Annotated in this window: 15 protein-coding genes; 7 read left to right on the top strand and 8 right to left on the bottom strand. The window is 72.0% G+C overall.

From position 1 onward, the window contains the following. Positions 1–71 precede the first annotated feature (71 nt). Both pepN and J2S55_RS26755 read left to right on the top strand, forming a co-directional pair. Positions 72–2,639, top strand: coding sequence for an aminopeptidase N (pepN, locus tag J2S55_RS26760; protein WP_306866294.1), 2,568 nt, complete (start codon positions 72–74; stop codon positions 2,637–2,639). A 274-nt stretch (positions 2,640–2,913) separates the two neighbouring features. After that, positions 2,914–3,876: a hypothetical protein gene (locus J2S55_RS26755; protein WP_306866292.1), complete on the top strand. Its 963-nt coding sequence runs from the start codon at positions 2,914–2,916 to the stop codon at positions 3,874–3,876. Here J2S55_RS26755 and J2S55_RS26750 read toward each other — a convergent pair. The 4 genes from J2S55_RS26750 to J2S55_RS26735 are packed head-to-tail and all read right to left on the bottom strand — an operon-like array spanning position 3,849 to position 6,743. Further along, a complete protein-coding gene (locus J2S55_RS26750; RefSeq protein WP_306866290.1) occupies positions 3,849–4,592 on the bottom strand; it encodes a Pycsar system effector family protein in 744 nt (247 codons plus the stop codon). The two genes, J2S55_RS26755 and J2S55_RS26750, sit on opposite strands and share 28 nt — an antisense overlap. A gap of 20 nt (positions 4,593–4,612) precedes the next feature. Continuing rightward, complete coding sequence (locus J2S55_RS26745) at positions 4,613–4,987, bottom strand: DUF5130 family protein (protein ID WP_306866288.1); 375 nt, start codon at positions 4,985–4,987, stop codon at positions 4,613–4,615. Next, the gene (locus J2S55_RS26740) at positions 4,981–5,271 is read right to left on the bottom strand and encodes a hypothetical protein (RefSeq protein WP_306866286.1); all 291 of its coding nucleotides are present in this window, start codon (positions 5,269–5,271) and stop codon (positions 4,981–4,983) included. The genes J2S55_RS26745 and J2S55_RS26740 overlap by 7 nt, the downstream gene beginning before the upstream one ends. 50 nt (positions 5,272–5,321) lie before the next feature. Next, positions 5,322–6,743 (bottom strand): amidase, encoded by a 1,422-nt coding sequence (locus J2S55_RS26735; RefSeq protein WP_306866284.1) that lies wholly within the window; start codon positions 6,741–6,743, stop codon positions 5,322–5,324. Between the two features lie 353 nt (positions 6,744–7,096). On the opposite strand from J2S55_RS26735, the gene J2S55_RS26730 reads away from it, so the two are divergent. From J2S55_RS26730 to J2S55_RS26715, 4 genes are all read left to right on the top strand, one after another. After that, complete coding sequence (locus J2S55_RS26730; protein WP_306866282.1) at positions 7,097–7,720, top strand: nuclease-related domain-containing protein; 624 nt, start codon at positions 7,097–7,099, stop codon at positions 7,718–7,720. 533 nt (positions 7,721–8,253) lie between these two features. Next, positions 8,254–10,092: a dihydroxy-acid dehydratase gene (ilvD, locus tag J2S55_RS26725; protein WP_306866279.1), complete on the top strand. Its 1,839-nt coding sequence runs from the start codon at positions 8,254–8,256 to the stop codon at positions 10,090–10,092. 94 nt (positions 10,093–10,186) lie between these two features. Then, positions 10,187–10,693 carry a helix-turn-helix transcriptional regulator gene (locus J2S55_RS26720; RefSeq protein ID WP_306866277.1) on the top strand — a complete coding sequence of 169 codons (507 nt, stop codon included), beginning with the start codon at positions 10,187–10,189 and terminating at the stop codon, positions 10,691–10,693. A 57-nt stretch (positions 10,694–10,750) separates the two neighbouring features. Then, the gene (locus tag J2S55_RS26715; protein WP_306866275.1) at positions 10,751–11,662 is read left to right on the top strand and encodes a serine hydrolase; all 912 of its coding nucleotides are present in this window, start codon (positions 10,751–10,753) and stop codon (positions 11,660–11,662) included. Here the strand turns inward: J2S55_RS26715 and J2S55_RS26710 are convergent. From J2S55_RS26710 to J2S55_RS26700, 3 genes are read right to left on the bottom strand one after another with little or no spacing between them, the layout of a single operon-like run. Beyond that, positions 11,659–11,874 (bottom strand): FmdB family zinc ribbon protein, encoded by a 216-nt coding sequence (locus J2S55_RS26710; RefSeq protein ID WP_306866272.1) that lies wholly within the window; start codon positions 11,872–11,874, stop codon positions 11,659–11,661. The two genes, J2S55_RS26715 and J2S55_RS26710, sit on opposite strands and share 4 nt — an antisense overlap. 14 nt (positions 11,875–11,888) lie before the next feature. Continuing rightward, complete coding sequence (locus J2S55_RS26705) at positions 11,889–12,710, bottom strand: GNAT family N-acetyltransferase (RefSeq protein WP_306866269.1); 822 nt, start codon at positions 12,708–12,710, stop codon at positions 11,889–11,891. A gap of 53 nt (positions 12,711–12,763) precedes the next feature. Next, complete coding sequence (locus tag J2S55_RS26700; RefSeq protein ID WP_012893753.1) at positions 12,764–13,273, bottom strand: HNH endonuclease; 510 nt, start codon at positions 13,271–13,273, stop codon at positions 12,764–12,766. Positions 13,274–13,606: 333 nt separating this feature from the next. Here J2S55_RS26700 and J2S55_RS26695 point away from each other — a divergent pair, with 333 nt between their 5' ends. Continuing rightward, on the top strand, positions 13,607–15,679 hold the full coding sequence (locus J2S55_RS26695; protein WP_306866260.1) for a prolyl oligopeptidase family serine peptidase: 2,073 nt from the start codon (positions 13,607–13,609) through the stop codon (positions 15,677–15,679). Positions 15,680–15,731: 52 nt separating this feature from the next. On the opposite strand, the gene purU is transcribed toward J2S55_RS26695, so the two are convergent. Then, positions 15,732–16,586 carry a formyltetrahydrofolate deformylase gene (purU, locus tag J2S55_RS26690; protein ID WP_306875578.1) on the bottom strand — a complete coding sequence of 285 codons (855 nt, stop codon included), beginning with the start codon at positions 16,584–16,586 and terminating at the stop codon, positions 15,732–15,734. Positions 16,587–16,857: the final 271 nt, after the last annotated feature.

The following is a 16,857-nucleotide window of genomic DNA, read 5'->3' as shown; positions in this document are numbered from 1 at the left end:
TCTGCCTCACATGGCAGGATTCAGGCATCCCTTCGCAACGGAGCGGGGGAAGTTGTGACGAGGGAGCGGTAGTGGCAGGCAATCTGACCCGTGACGAGGCCCGTGAGCGCGCGCGTCTGCTCAGTGTGCAGTCATACGCGGTGGAACTCGACCTGACCGAGGGTGAGGAGCGCTTCGAGAGCGTCACCACGGTCCGGTTCACCAGCGCTCAGGCGGGTGCGGAGACGTTCATCGACCTGGCCGGCGCCAAGGTGCGCAAGGCCGTCCTGAACGGCACCGAGCTCGACGTGAGCAGCTACGACCTGGAGACCGGCCGGCTGCCGCTGCCGGGCCTGGCCGAGACCAACGAACTGCGCGTCGACGCCGACTGCTCCTACACGCGCACCGGCGAGGGCCTGCACCGCTTCGTCGACCCGGTCGACAAGAACGTCTACCTGCACAGCCAGTTCGAGACGGCCGACGCCCACCGGATGTACGCCTGCTTCGACCAGCCCGACCTGAAGGCCACCTTCGAGCTGACCGTGCTCGCGCCCTCCTACTGGGAGGTCATCTCCAACGCGGCGCCCGACTCCGCCGAGGAGCTGGAGGAGCACCACGGCCGCCACGGCGCGCTCCAGGCCGCCAAGCGCTGGCACTTCCCCGCCACGCCGGTGATGTCCACCTACATCACCGCCCTGTGCGCCGGCCCCTACCACAAGGTGACCTCCGAGCACGACGGCATCCCGCTGGGCCTCTACTGCCGGGCCTCGCTCGCCGAGCACCTCGACGCCGACAACCTCTTCGAGATCACCCGGCAGGGGTTCGACTTCTTCCACAAGATCTTCGGCGTCCGCTACCCGTTCGGCAAGTACGACCAGCTCTTCGTGCCCGAGTTCAACGCGGGCGCGATGGAGAACGCCGGCTGCGTGACCTTCCTGGAGGACTACGTCTTCCGCTCCCGCGTCACCGACGCGATCATCGAGCGCCGCGCCGAGACGATCCTGCACGAGATGGCGCACATGTGGTTCGGCGACCTGGTCACCATGCGCTGGTGGGACGACCTGTGGCTGAACGAGTCGTTCGCCACCTACGCCTCGGTGCTCTGCCAGGCCGAGGCCACCCGCTGGGGCCAGGGCGCGTGGACGACCTTCGCCAACGTGGAGAAGGCCTGGGCCTACCGCCAGGACCAGCTGCCCTCGACCCACCCGATCGCCGCCGACATCGTCGACATGCACGCGGTCGAGGTCAACTTCGACGGCATCACCTACGCCAAGGGCGCCTCGGTGCTCAAGCAGCTCGTCGCCTACGTGGGCCTGGACAACTTCCTGGCCGGCGTCCGCGACTACTTCAACGAGCACGCCTGGGGCAACACCACGCTCGCCGACCTGCTCGGCGCGCTGGAGCGCACCTCCGGCCGCGACCTGTCCTCCTGGTCCAAGGAGTGGCTGGAGACCGCCTGGGTCAACACGCTGCGCCCGTCGTTCACCACCGACCCCGAGGGCCGTTTCCTAGAGTTCAACGTCCTGCAGGAGGCCCCGGCCGACTACCCGACGCTGCGCTCGCACCGCGTCGCCATCGGCCTGTACTCCCTGCAGGGCGACGCCCTGGTCCGCACCAAGCGGGTCGAGCTCGACGTGGTCGGGGCACGTACGGCGGTGGCCGAGCTGGTCGGCGAGGTCCAGCCGGACCTGGTCCTGATCAACGACGACGACCTGACCTACGCCAAGGTCCGGCTCGACGAGCGTTCGCTGCAGACGCTGGTGAACGGCGGCATCGCCAGGTTCACCGAGTCCCTGCCCCGTGCCCTGTGCTGGTCGGCCGCCTGGGACATGACCCGCGACGCCGAGATGTCCACCCGCGACTACGTCGCCCTGGTCATCTCCGGCATCGCGTCGGTCAAGGACATCACCGTCGCGCAGACGGTGCTCCGCCAGGCCCGCCTGGCCGTCCAGCAGTACGCCGACCCGGCCTGGCGGGCCGAGGGCCTGGCCCTGCTGGCCTCCGCCCTGCGCTCCCTCGTCGCCGGGGCCGAGCCGGGCTCCGACCACCAGCTCGCCTACGTCAACGCCCTGTCCGCCGTGGCGACCTCCGCCGAGGACCTGGCGTTCGTCAAGGGCCTGCTGGACGGCTCGGAGGTGCTCGGCGGGCTGACCGTGGACACCGACCTGCGCTGGACGCTGATCCAGTCCCTGGTCTCCGGCGGCGTGCTCGGCGAGGAGGACATCGCCGAGGAGCTCCTGCGCGACGCCACCGCCACCGGCGAGCGCTCCGCCGCGCTCTCCCGCGCCGCGATCCCGACGGCCGAGGGCAAGGCGAAGGCCTGGGGCGTCATCATCGAGGGCAAGCTGAGCGGCGCCCTGCTCCGCTCGACGGTCCTCGGCTTCATGGACCCGCACCACCCGGACCTGCTTGAGCCGTACGCCACGGAATACTTCAAGGAGATCGGCCGGATCTGGAAGACCTGGACCTTCGACAGCGCCCAGAGCTTCGCCAACGGCTGCTACCCGGCCCTGGCCATCTCCCCGGAGACCGTCGCCCGGACCCAGGACTTCATCTCCGCCGAGCAGCCGCCGCACGCCCTCAAGCGCCTGCTCCTGGAGGGCGCCGACGGCGTCAGCCGCGCCCTGCGGGCTCAGGCCAAGGACACCTCGGCGGCCTGACCCGGCCCCGGCCCCGGGCGGATCCGCCCGGCTCCTGACGCCCCCCGCCGTCACGGCGGGGGGCGTCCGCGCGTCCCGGGTCCGTGCCTACCTGGCGGCCTACCGTCCCCAGCGGTGCCGTCCGGGCCGGGCGGGCGGGCCGCGGCGCCGTGATCGGTGCGCCGGCCACCGCCAGTTGATGGTAAAAATGGTCCCTACCTGCAAGAACATGTCAACATCCCGCTATGGCCGGATAAGGTGACCCGGGATCCGCGCCCCGTGAGAAGGTGATCAAGTGGAATCAGCACGCGATCTACTCGTCTCCCTGGCGCGCAGGCACGCCTTCGCCGACCTCGGGGCACTCGCCGTGGACGTCGTCGAGGACGCCGGCGACATCGAGGCGGTGTGCGAGTTCGGGCAGCGGCTGCTCTCCCTCGACGCGGAGGACTTCGCCGCCGAGGCGCGTGCCGTACCCAGCGACCTGAGGCGCCGGGCGCGGGCGTGCACCATGCCGCAGACGCCGCGGGAGCAGCCGCGCGGCGCCCTGGAGTCGCTGCGGCCCGCCTACGGGCTGCTGCTGGAGGTGATCGCGGTCCGGTGGCACCGGCGCGAGCTGAGCCCCATGGTCGCCGCCATCCACATCGCCAGCGAATACCTGCCGCTGCTCGCCTTCGAGCCGCTGCTCGGCAACGCGGGCGACCCGGCGCGCTGGCCGCGCGGGCTCAGCGCGCCGGGCAGCAGGTTCGGCGTGATCGGCGAGCGCGAGTGCGACCACACGAAGTCGGAGCAGTCGGCCACCAACCGGACCCTGCGGGTGGCCGGGGAGCCGGCCGAGGGCTGGCGGGCCTACTTCGACCGGCAGCACAGCCAGGTGGCGGGCGCGCTCGCCACCTGCGTGGCCACCTGCCGCACCCCCTGCACCGCGATGGACTGGGTGGAGCCGGAGCGCCGCGAGGACCTCGGCGTGCGCGCCCGCGCCGCGCTGGCCTTCGCCGACACCCCCCTGGTACGGCTGCGCCACGCGGCCCCGGTGGGCCACGGGTTCGGTGTGCCCTCCCCCGAGGAGGTCCTTGACGCCTGGCAGCGCAGCCGGGCGATCCTCGGCAAGAACGCGGTGGGCGAGGAGGCCGCCAGGGACGACGGCTTCCCCCTGCCGGGATTGCCCAGCCTGTTCTCCGCCGTCGCCGCCGCGCCCCTGGCCCCCTCGACCCTGCTGACGGACATCAGCACCTATCTGGTGAAACTGCTGCGGGCCTGACCGTAGGAGGACCTGTCACAGGTGCCGGACGGGACGCACGGACCCGCCGCGGGCGTCGGCTGGACGGCGGGGGCCATGGGCCTGCCGAAGAAGTCCCACGACGTCATGGCCTGGCCGACCGTCACCGAGAGCGCGCAGCAGCAGAGGGAGATCACCAACAGGATCACGCCCCTGCGGACGTAGCGTTTCTTGGCGTCGGCGACGGAGCTGAGCCTCCTGATGTCCAGCACGAGCCGGTCGGCCCGGACCCGGGTGTCCTGGGCCGCCGTGCGGGCCCTCAGGTCGGCGAGCGCGCTGCGGGCGAACGCGCCGGCGCGGGAGTCCTCCACCGGGGCCTCGCCGGCGTGGGGATCCTCGTCGTAGAGCCGGCCCGCGTAGGAGCGGCGGCGCTCCACCGCCTGCCCGGCGAGCCGCGCACTGCGGGGGTAAAGGGCGCCGGCGAGCATCAGGACCCCCATCGCGCAGAAGAAGACGCCCGCCCACCAGAGCCACTCCACCTGGCTGGGCAGCCCGTCCGGCCCGTAGCGGTTGCCCAGCAGCACGCCGAGGACGGCCGCTGCCGCCAGGACCGCGGCCTTGCGGTCCGCCCTGCCGATGTCGCCGCGCACCTCGGCCAGGACCGCCGCGATGTAGGCGACGACCTCGTCCTGCTCCTGCCTCACCGTGCCTCCCCCGGAGACGTGACCCGCCAGCGTGTCGCGCACGATCTTCAGCACTACCCGATTATGCGAGAAGGTCATCTGCGGCGCGAAGCGAGATCCGCCAGCAGCCCCACGCCGGAGACGAGCCCGCCCGCCAGATCTCCCGCACCGAGGGCGAGCGCCATCGACGTCGCGGCCAGGCGGCACTCCCGGTCGGGGAGCCGCCGGCCGGCGTGGAGACCGGTGACGATCTCCAGCGCCCGCCCTCCGGGGTCCACGAAGACGAGCACGGCCCTGTCGGCCTCCTCGCCCAGCGCGGCGTGCAGCCGTTCGGCGAAGTGACGGCGCGGGCCGATGGCCGGTCCGAGGTAGGCCGCGAAGCGCAGGCCGCTGCGGCGGTCCGCGGCGCGCAGCGCCTCCCGGAGGTCGTCGGCCTGTGCCGGGCTCAGGGCCGGCAGCACCGTCACCATCGCGCCGACGCCCCGCCGACGTGCCGGCCCGGCTCGGCGAGCTCGGCCAGCGAGACCCAGTCGCCCCGCGGCTCCCGGGGAGCCCCCCGGTCCACCAGCACCGGACCGGGGGCGACGCCACCCTGCTCGCCGCCGTGCGGGCCGCCGAACCACACCGCGCCCGCCGAGGTGGTCCGGGCCGCACGCGCGCGCATCCTGCCGGGCAGCATCACCAGCAGGGTGATGAACAGGAACAGTCCCGCGGAGGCTCCGACGAGAAACCCGAGGACCCGGATCGCGTCCACACGACCAACGGTAGACCCGCGGCGAGATGTCGTCGAGACCTGTTCGAGACCTACCAGACGGCCGGTCTGCGCTCTCCCCAGAAGCCGCCGCGGGCCGCCTCCACCTGCGCCGAGAGCGAGATCAGCGTGCCCTCGTCGCCGAACCGTCCGGCCAGCATGACGCCGACCGGCAGGCCGTCCGGCGTCCAGTGCAGCGGGAGGTTGACCGCGGGCTGGCCGCTGACGTTGTAGATGGCGGGGAAGGCGGCGAAGCGCTTCATCCGCTCGAAGGTCTCCTCCGGCTCCGCCACGTCCTCGAACCAGCCCACCGGCCGGGGCGGCTGGGTGACGGTGGGGGTGAGCACCGCGTCGTACTGGTCGGTGACCATCAGCCCGAACCGGGTGGCCAGCTGCAGCGCCGACTGGGCCTGCAGGAAGTCGGGGGCCGGGGTGGCGAAGCCGCGCCCGCGCAGCCAGGCGGTCAGCGGCCGGAGCCGCTCCTGCTTGCCCAGGTCCACCGGGTGCATGCAGGCGAAGGCGTACCAGAGCGTCACGAACTGCGGCACCAGGTCCGGGGTGAACGGCGGCGCGATGTCCACCACCTCGTGCCCGAGCGCGGCCAGCTCCGCCGAGGCGTGCTCGTAGGCGGCGAGCACCTCGGGGTCGACCTCGGCGCCGGGGACGAGCGGCTCGGCGTAGCGGGCGATGCGCAGGCGGCCCGGGTCCCGGCCCACGTACGCCGTGAACGTGCCCAGCTCCGGCGGCGGGGCGTAGTAGAGGTCGCCGGGGTTGTCGTGCGTCATCACGTCGAGCAGCGCGGCGGCGTCGGCCACGGTACGGGTGATCGGGCCGTTGGTGGACAGGCCGGCGAGGTCGGGGATGATCGGCGCGGAGCTGATCCGGCCCCGGGTGGGCTTGATGCCGTACAGCCCGCAGACCGAGGCGGGGATCCGGATCGAGCCCGCGCCGTCACTGCCCTGCGCCGCGGGGGCCAGGCCCGCGGCGACCGCGGCGGCGGCTCCTCCGCTGGAGCCGCCGGCGGAGCGGGAGAGGTCCCACGGGGTGCGGGTGGGCGGGGAGAGCGAGGTCTCGGTGTAGCAGGGCAGTCCGAACTCCGGGGTCGCGGTCTTGCCGAGCATGACGGTCCCGGCGTCCCTGAGCCTCTCGACCACGCTGTCGTCCACCGGCGCGACGAAGTCCTCGTAGGTGGCCGAGCCGAAGTGGATCGGCACGTCCTTGACCAGGTTGAGGTCCTTGATCGGGATCGGCACCCCGAGCAGCGGCGGGAGCTCCTCCCCCGCCAGCACCCTGGCCTCGGCCTTGCCCGCCTGTTCCAGGGCCATCTCGCGGGTGACGGTCACATAGGCGCCGACCTCCGGGTCCAGCCGCGCGATGCGGTCGAGGTAGTGTTCGGCGATCTCGACGGGCGAGATCTCCCCGCTCCGCACGGCCGCCGCCTGCTCAAGGGCGGTAAGATCATGTATGTGGGCCACGTCCCGCACAGTAGGCGCAGACGGCCCGGTTATCTAGAGAGGAAATGAGTAGATACCCGGATCAGGACGGCGCCAAGCGAGTGATGGTGGTCACAAAAGTATGAGATACCCAATACTAGGCACCCCAATGGACGTCAGCTACCGTGAGTTACGTGGATTCCGGTCAGGTACCAGAAGACGGTAACGCTACGTCACCTATTTGGGTCAGTGACCGACCGGCCGAGGACAGGCCGACGTCTCGACCCACCGCGCCCGCGTCTACGTACGCGCCCGTTGAGCGCGCTTCCCTGCGCAGTCTGCTCGACCATCCCAAATATCGCCATCTGCGGCGCCGTGCCCTGATCGCGGTCGGCGTGGGAGTGGTCGCGGGCATCCTGCTCGCGAGCTGGCGGCTGGGGGTCACCGCGGCCGTCGTGGCCACGATCGTCGACACGGTGCTGCACGCCCGGTCCAACTCGACGGTGCCCGCCTGGCGGCGCGCCTCGGTCGCGGAGCGGCGCACGGAGGCCCAGCTCAAGCGGCTGGAGCGGGGCGGTTACCGCACCCTGCACGCCCGTGCGATCCCCAACAGCGAGGCCCAGATCGACCACCTGGTCGTGGGCCCCACCGGGATCTACGCCGTCGACTCGGAGAAATGGGACAAGCGCCTGCCGGTCCGCGTCCAGTCGCACCGCAAGCTGTTCCACGGGCCGTTCAACCAGAAACCCCGCCTCGACGAGGCGCGCTGGGAGGCGTCCCAGGCGGCAGAGCTGATCGGGGAGGCGCTCGGCCACGAGGTCACGATCGTCCCGTCCCTGGCGATCTACGGCCCGGCGATCCCGTGGAAGATCCTCAACGTCCGCGAGGTCGACGTCTTCGACGGCAGCCGTGTCCGCAAATGGATCACCAAGCGGGAACGGTCACTCACCGACACCGAGATCGACGAGATCTACCGGGCCGCCGAGCAGGTCCTGCCCGCGCGCTACCCCGAATCCTGACCCCGGAGGCGCCCCGGCCCCCGGGAGCGACCCTCCGTAACCCCTGACGGGAGTCTCCGGCCGGGCGCCGGCGGCTCCCGTCCTTCATGCCCGCACCCTTTCCCTCCCCCCTCCCCCGGTCCCCTCCCCCGCGTACGCGCCCGCCCTCCCCACGCCCGGGACCCGGCGCCCTCCACGACCGGGATCCGACGCGGCCGCCTCCGTGACCGACGCGGCCGCCTCCATGACCCGACACGGTCACCGACGGCCGTGGGGCGTCCGGCGCGGGGCGTTCGGTAAGGTCGGTGGCAGGGCCGGGCACACCTCGGCTCCACCGGTCGCCGCCTCAGCGCTCCCGCCGCTCCGCCGGCGGCCGGAGACGTTCCCGTCGACGTCCGGACACCTTCGCGGCACGCCACCGGGGAGCGGCTCCGCGCCGCGACCGCCCACCAGGCGGTCGACGGCCGCGCGTCTCGTGTTGTGGACAGCCGTCTCAAGCACCGGGCGGTAGCCGTACCATTTGAAGACTCGGTTTCGATGATGGGAGAAGCCTCATGCCCGCCCTCAGGTCTCGTACGGTCACTCACGGCAGGAACATGGCCGGAGCCCGGGCCCTGCTCCGGGCGACGGGTGTAGCCGGCGGTGACTTCGGCAAGCCCATCATCGCGGTGGCCAACAGCTTCACCCAGTTCGTCCCCGGGCACGTCCACCTCCGCGAGGTCGGCGACGTGGTGGCCGGGGCGATCCGCGAGGCGGGCGCGATCCCGCGCGAGTTCAACACGATCGCGGTCGACGACGGCATCGCGATGGGCCACGGCGGCATGCTCTACTCGCTGCCCAGCCGCGAGCTGATCGCCGACGCGGTCGAATACATGGTCAACGCGCACTGCGCCGACGCGCTCATCTGCGTCTCCAACTGCGACAAGATCACCCCGGGCATGCTGCTGGCCGCCTTCCGGCTCAACATCCCCACGGTCTTCGTCTCCGGCGGCCCGATGGAGGCCGGCAAGACACCGGGCCGGAAGCTCGACCTGATCGACCCGATGATCGCCTCCGCCGACGACGGCGTCTCCGACGCCGAGCTGCTGGAGATGGAGGAGAACGCCTGTCCGACCTGCGGTTCGTGCAGCGGGATGTTCACCGCCAACTCGATGAACTGCCTCGCCGAGGCCATCGGCCTGGCGCTGCCGGGCAACGGCACGATCCTGGCCACGCACAAGGCGCGCAAGAAGCTGTTCCAGGACGCCGGGCGCCGGCTGGTGGACATCACCCGCCGCTACTACGAGCAGGACGACGAGACGGTCCTGCCGCGCAGCATCGCCACCAAAGACGCGTTCGAGAACGCCATGGCGCTGGACGTGGCGATGGGCGGCTCGACGAACACGATCCTGCACATCCTCGCCGCGGCCCGCGAGGCCGAGGTGGACTTCGGGCTCAAGGAGATCAACGAGATCTCGCTGCGGGTGCCCTGCCTGTGCAAGGTCGCCCCGGCCACCGCGAAATACCACGTCGAAGACGTCCACCGGGCCGGCGGCATCCCCGCCATCCTCGGCGAGCTCGACCGGGCCGGCCTGCTCCACCGTGACGCGCACACCGTCAACGGCGGCACGATGGGCGACTACATCGACGCCTGGGACCCGTGCTCGGCCACCGCGCTGCCCGAGGCGCTGGAGCTCTGGCACGCCGCCCCCGGCAACGTCCGCACCGTCAAGCCCTACTCCCAGGAGGCCCGCTGGGACTCGCTGGACCTCGACCGGTCCGAGGGCTGCGTGCGCGACTTCGAGCACGCCTACACCCGTGACGGCGGCCTGGCCGTCCTCTACGGCAACATCGCCACCGAGGGCTGCATCGTCAAGACCGCCGGAGTCGACGAGTCGATCTGGCGCTTCTCCGGGCCCGCCGTGGTCTTCGAGTCCCAGGACGACGCGGTCGAGGGCATCCTGAACAACAAGGTCAAGGCCGGCGACGTCGTGGTGATCCGCTACGAGGGCCCGAAGGGCGGGCCGGGCATGCAGGAGATGCTCTACCCGACCTCGTTCCTGAAGGGCAAGGGCCTGGGCAAGGCCTGCGCGCTGGTCACCGACGGGCGCTTCTCCGGCGGCACGAGCGGGCTGTCCATCGGCCACGCCTCCCCCGAGGCGGCCGAGGGCGGCACCATCGCCCTGGTCGAGGACGGCGACCTCATCGAGATCGACATCCCCGGCCGGTCGATCGAGCTGAAGGTCTCCGAGGAGGAGCTGTCGGCCCGCCGCGAGCGGCTCGTCGCCGACCTGGGCGGCTACCGGCCGCGCGACCGTCACCGCCCGGTGAGCGCCGCGCTCCAGGCCTACGCCGCGATGACCACTTCGGCCTCCACCGGCGCCTCCCGGGACCTGTCCCAGCTCTCCCGCTGACGCCGCTTCACCTGTCGGACTTACCTGTCGGGTACGGTCCCCGTACCCGACAAGAAGTTCGAAAAATGTCGGTGCCCGTCCCTATGATCAGGGTATGGCTAACGTCATGAAGCCCTCCGCCAGCCCGTTGACGACCGCCGAGATCGCCGCCCTCGCCCTGTCCCTGGCGCACCTGGGTTCGGGCCCGCAGGCCAACGCCGCCCGCAGCGGCCTGCGCCACGCGTTCGAGCACATGGAGCTCGACGACGAAGTCATCGCCACCACGCTCTCGACCCTCGTCGACCCGATGCCCGACCCGGTCGCCGACCGGGCCCGGACCATCGCCAACGCCATCACCTCCCGTCTCGTGGTCCGCCTGCACTACCGGGACGTCACCGGCCGGATCACCGTCCGCGACGTCGACCCGGTGACCTGCATGGTCCACCGCGACTACTGGTATCTCGTGGGCATGTGCCGCCTGCGGCACGGCATCAGGGCCTTCCGGTTCGACCGGATCGTCGCCACCGAGCCCACCTTCCAGCCCGCCCGCCCCTACCTGGCCGACCGCTTCCTGCCCTTCCAGGGCAGGCGGCGCGCCCTGCAGAACGAGCGCGCCGCATAGCCGGACCTTGACCTGTCACTCGGCCGGATCAGGCCGGCCGGGTGACAGACTCCGGCCATGAGGGTTCGGTGGGCCTCCCTCGTCGTCGCCGTGACGACGGTCGCCGCCTGTTACGCGTGGGCACCGGCCGCCGGGCCGGCAACCGCACCGGCGCGGAAGGGGTGGCGGGCGCCGCCCCCCGCCGCCGCCACGTCCGGCGGTGGCGCGTCGGTCCCCGGCCCCGCCGAGCGCCGCGACCTCACCAGGGCGCTGGACGACTATCTGGAGGACCGGCCCGGCCGCGTGGCGGCCGCGGCGTTCGACCTGGTCACCGGGGCCGGCTACACCTACCACGACAGCGGACCCTTCCTGCTGGCGAGCGTGGCCAAGGCCGGCATCCTGACCGCGCTGCTGCTCAGGGCCCAGGCGGCCGGGCGCCCGCTGACCCGCCACGAGCGTTCCCGCGCCGGGGTGATGATCAGGCGGAGCGACAACCAGGCCGCGAGTGAGCTCTACGCCGCGGTCGGCGGCCGGCGTGGGCTGGCCCGGGTGCTGCGCGGGCTCGGGGCCACCGCCACCTGGCCGGCCCCGTGGCCCTACTGGGGCGCGACCAGGGGTGGGCCGTCGGAGCAGCTCAGGGTGCTCTGGGCGCTCAGCTCACCGGCCGGGCCGGTCAGCGCGGCCAACCGGCGTTTCGCCATGAGGCTCATGTCGTCGGTCGTCCCCGGCCAGGCGTGGGGCGTGAGCGCCGCGGCGTCCGCCGGGGACCGCGTCTCGCTGAAGAACGGCTGGCTCCCGGCCCGGGTGCACGGCGGCCTGTGGACCGTCAACAGCATCGGCAGACTCCGCTCGGACGGCCACGACCTGCTGGTCGCCGTGCTGTCGGAGCGCAGCCCCGGCAAGGACACGGGGATCGCCACGGTCGAGCGCGTCGCCCGGCTCGTGGTCGGCACGCTCAGGAGGGACCGGGAGCCCCGGCGGGGAGCCTAGCCGCAGCAGCCGCCCCCGCAGCAGCCACCGCCACCGCCGCCCGGCCGGGGTGCCGGGGCGCCGGATCCGCCGGTCACGGCGACCGTGGACAGCAGCTTGACGGTGTCGTCGTGGCCCTGCGGGCAGAGCGCGGGCTCGCCGGAGCGGGCCATCGGACGGGAGAGCTCGAAGGTGGATCCGCAGGCGCGGCAGCGGAAGTCATAGCGCGGCATGACAGACAGGTTACTCACGTGAAGCTGATGGAGGCATAGTCGGCGACCGGGCGGTAGCCGATCGCCTGGTAGATCGAGTTGGAGGTGGGGTTGGACAGGTCGGTGAACAGCAGCACCTCCGTGGCGCCCGCGGCCAGCGCCTCGGCCGTCGCGGCGTGGGCGACCGCCGCACCGTATCCCCTCCGGCGCAGGTCCGGGGGCGTGTAGACGGGGCCGACCCGGCACATGCCGGCGATGGGTGAGGAGAGCCCGGCGAACGCGACGGGCAGCCCGTCCGCCTCCCACAGCACCAGCTCCTCGCGGTTGATCCTGCTGGCCACCAGCGCGGTCAGGTCAGTGGGCAGGACACCGCCGGCCTCGGCCAGGAAGTCACCGAACCACCCGACCAGCCGCCCGAGGTCGTCGATGGTGGCCGTGCGGGGGGCTCCCCGGGCCGGCGGCCGCGGCGGGACGGGCGCGTCGAGCCGGTAGAGGCGCTCGGAGCGGCGCCCGGCCTCGGGCCGCCACCAGGCGTCGGCGAACGCCTCGGCCTGCGCGAGCGGCCCGGACACTCCGGGGATCACCCGTTCGTCCTCGATGAGGCGGGCGGCGAGCCCGCGGACGGTCTCCGGGGGGACGTCGGCGAGCAGTAGCGGATGGGGCGGCGTCTGGCTCGCCGCGGCGACGGTCTCGCCGTCGCGTTCCAGCCAGGCCAGCAGCACGTCGTCGCCCCACAGGCCGCTGCGGATGCCGCGCAGGACCGTGAGCGGGACGGTGTTGCGGACCGGGTCCTTCAGCAGCCACGGCTCCGCCGCCCCGGCATACACCTCGGCATCGGAGGTGAACGTCCATCCCATACGTCGATTGTGCCGAACCGGATGGGCCGGGGCGAACGGATGTCAGGCCGCGGTCAGGCCGCGCTCTCCGCGAGGTAGGGCGCCCACAGGGGGTCGCCGACGCTGTGCGCGCCGATCAACCGCCAGTGGACGCCCCGTGGCACCACCGGGACGACGCTCAGCGTCCATCCCAGCTCCTCCAGCATCCGGTCGGCCTTGCGGTGGTTGCACGAGGTGCACGAGGCCACGCAGTTCTCCCACGTGTGCGGGCCGCCCCGCGAGCGCGGGATCACGTGGTCGATGGTCTCGGCCCGCTGGCCGCAGTAGGCGCACCGGTAGTCGTCCCGGCGCATCAGCGCGGTCCGGGTCAGCGGGATCCGTGACCGGTAGGGGATACGGACATATCGGCGAAGCCTGATCACCGACGGGACGTCGAGCGTGCGGCTCGCCGAGCGGAACACGGCGCCCCGCCCGTCGCGGTGCACGACGTCCGCCTTCTCCCTGAGCACGAGCACGACCGCGCGGTGCAGGGAGAGAGTGGTCAGGGGTTCGTAGGTGGCGTTCAACAGCAGGACTTGGCGCATCAGCGGGCCTTTCCCGCTGCACGGCGCGTCAGTTGAGGGGGCACGCCGTCGCGTGCCCCGAATGGCGGCCCCTCCTGGGGCCCTGGTGCTTCCGTCACGAGGACCTCCGCCGGACGGCCCAGCGGATGGTCACCACGGCACCGTCCTCAACCAAGTTTGGCTTCTGCATCATCGTTCCCGCCACTCATAAATGAGCCACCCATAAATGACTGAAGGGACGCCTGGTACGTTTTATGCCCGCATTACTAGTTTTTAACTCCTCCGACGGCAGATCGAATACGCCTCTCGCGCAATGGGTCCGCACCGTCGCCGGGAGGTCGTAGGGTTCCTGCCATGACGCGACAGCCATACCCTCCTGCCAGCCGTGACGCCCTCGTCGACGACCTGCACGGCACCCCCGTCCCCGACCCCTACCGATGGCTGGAGGACCCCGACGATCCGGCCACCACGACGTGGCTGGCGGAGGAGGAGAAGCTCTTCGCGGCCGAGATGGGGGCGCTCGCCGGACGAGAGGCGTTCAAGACGCGGATCGCCGAGCTGCTCAGGTCCGGCTCGGTCGGCGCACCGGTCTGGCGCGGGGAGCGCCGCTTCTTCATGCGGCGGACCCCGGAGCAGGAGCACGCGGTGCTCTACACCGTCGACCCCGACGGCACCGAGCGGGCGCTGCTGGACCCGACGGCGCTCGACCCCACCGGCCTCACCACGCTCGACTCGTGGCAGCCCGACAAGGAGGGGCGCCTGCTCGCCTACCAGATCTCGGTGGGCGGCGACGAGGAGTCGAGCCTCTACCTCATGGACGTCGCGACGGGCGCCCGGATCGAGGGTCCGATCGACCGGTGCCGCTACTCCCCCGTGGCCTGGCTGCCCGGCGGGAAGGCCTTCTACTACGTGCGCAGGCTCCCCTCCACCGAGGTGCCCGACGGTGAGGAGCAGTTCCACCGCCGCGTATACCTGCACCAGGTCGGCACCTCCACCGAGGACGACGTCCTGATCTTCGGTGCCGGCATGGAGAAGACCAACTACTACGGTGTCGCGGTCTCCCGCGACGGCCGCTGGCTGCAGATCTCCGCCTCCCGCGGCACGGCGCCGCGCAACGACCTGTGGGTGGCCGACCTGTCGGCCTCCTCCCCCGAGGCGCCGGACCTCGTCGTCGTCCAGGAGGACGTCGACGCCCAGACCGCCCTGAGCTTCGGCCGCGACGGCAGGCTCTACGTGTTCACCGACCGCGACGCCCCGCGCGGGCGGATCTGCGTGACCGACCCCACCGCCCCCCAGTACGAACACTGGCGCGACCTGATCCCGCAGGACCCGGAGGCCGTGCTGTCGGACTTCGCGATCCTCGACGATCTGGACCGGCCGGTCATGCTGGTCGGCTGGACCCGCCACGCGATCAGTGAGATCTCCGTCCACGACCTGGTCGCGGGCGAGCGCGTGGGGCAGGTGCCGACGCCCGGCCTGGGCACCATCGGCGGCATCAGCGAGCGCCCCGAGGGCGGCCACGAGGCGTGGTTCGGCTACACCGACAACACCACGCCGCCGACCATCCAGCGCTACGACGCCCGCACCGGCGAGACCAGCCTCTGGGCCTCCTCCCCGGGCGCCGTCGAGGTGCCCGCCGTCGACACCGAGCAGGTGACCTACCGCTCGGCCGACGGCACCGAGGTCCACATGCTGGTGATCTCCAAGCCCGGCGTCGAGGGGCCGCGCCCGACCATCCTGTACGGCTACGGCGGCTTCGGCATCTCGATGACCCCCGGCTACTCGGCGTCGATCCTGACCTGGGTCGAGGCGGGCGGCGCCTACGCCATCGCCCAGCTGCGCGGCGGCGGCGAGCAGGGCGAGGAGTGGCACCGGGCGGGGATGCTCGCCAACAAGCAGAACGTCTACGACGACCTGCACGCGGCGGCCGAGCACCTGATCGCCACCGGCGTCACCACCGCCTCCCAGCTGGCCATCTCCGGCGGCTCCAACGGCGGCCTCCTGGTCGGCGCGGCCCTGACCCAGCGCCCTGACCTGTACGCCGCCGTCGCCTGCTCGGCCCCGCTGCTCGACATGGTCCGCTACGAGCTGTTCGGCCTCGGCGCGACCTGGAACGTCGAGTACGGCTCGGCCGAGAAGCCCGACGAGTTCGCGTGGCTGTACGCCTACTCGCCCTACCACCACGTCCGCGAGGGCGTGTCCTACCCGGCGACGCTGTTCACCGTCTTCCAGTCCGACACCCGGGTCCACCCGCTGCACGCCTGGAAGATGTGCGCCGCCCTCCAGCACGCCCAGTCCTCCGACCGGCCGATCCTGCTCCGCAACGAGACCGAGGTGGGCCACGGCGCCCGCGCGGTGAGCAAGACCGTCGAGCTCGCCGCCGACCAGCTCACCTTCCTCGCCCACCACACGGGCCTGACGGCGTAGTCGCCGCCCGGCGCGCCCCCGCCGGGGGGCGCGCCACGGTCACGGCGCCCGGCTAGCGCGGGAAGACGATGGTCCGGTGGCCGTCGAGGAGCACCCGCTGCTCGGCGTGCCACCGTACGGCGCGGGCGAGGGCCTGGCACTCGACGTCGCGGCCGATGGCGGCCAGGTCCTCCGCGGAGTGGGTGTGGTTGACCCGGGCGACCTCCTGCTCGATGATCGGCCCCTCGTCGAGGTCGGCGGTCACGTAGTGGGCGGTCGCGCCGATCAGCTTCACCCCTCGGGAGTGGGCCTGGTGATACGGCTTGGCCCCCTTGAACGACGGCAGGAACGAGTGGTGGATGTTGATCACGTTGCCGGCAAGCTTGACGCAGAGGTCCTCCGACAGCACCTGCATGTAGCGCGCGAGCACCACCAGGTCGGCCTGGTAGTGGTCGACCAGGCTCAGGATCTCCGCCTCCTGGCGGGACTTGGTCTCGGGGGTGACCGGCAGGTGGTGATAGTCGATGCCGTAGGACTGGGTCAGCGGGCGCAGGTCGGGGTGGTTGGAGGCCACCCCGACGATCTCGATGTCGAGCAGGCCGGAGCGCGTGCGGTAGAGCAGGTCGTTGAGGCAGTGCCCGAACTTGCTGACCAGCACCAGCACGCGCGGCTTGACGGCCAGGTCGCGCAGCCTGAACTCCATGCCGAGCTCGGGGGCGAGCGCGGTGAAGGCCGTGCGGAGATCGGCGTGGGAGAGCGGGGAGACGAACTGTACCCGCATGAAGAAGCGCTCGGAGACGGGGTCCCCGAACTGCTGGCTCTCGGTGATGTTGCAGCCCCGCGCGGCCAGGAGACCGGAGACCGCGGCCACCACGCCGGGCCGGTCCGGGCAGGACAACGTCAGCACGTACTGGGCGGCGGAGCTCATGCGCTCGCCCCCCTCCGGTGTCCCGGAGCCCGTGCCGGGCCTTCTGACTCGCTCGTTCATGCCTTCACCCTCGAAGAGGTCGGATCGTCCGGTGCTTCCGCACCGACCTGGGCAGAGTACAGCGCGCCGGCCGTCTCCACCCGCGCCACGCCCGCCTCCGGGTCAGCGGCGCGGGTGCGGGATGCCGGGCGCCTTCGTGATCTTGACGCGCTGTGAGGTGCACGCCGGTCCCGGGTCCAACAGAATGAACTCTCCATCCATCATCCACTCG

Source organism: Streptosporangium brasiliense, from assembly GCF_030811595.1.
Lineage (GTDB): Bacteria > Actinomycetota > Actinomycetes > Streptosporangiales > Streptosporangiaceae > Streptosporangium > Streptosporangium brasiliense.
The sequence above is the reverse complement of the archived record's forward strand: the minus strand, read 5'-3'. Positions and strand labels throughout refer to the sequence as shown.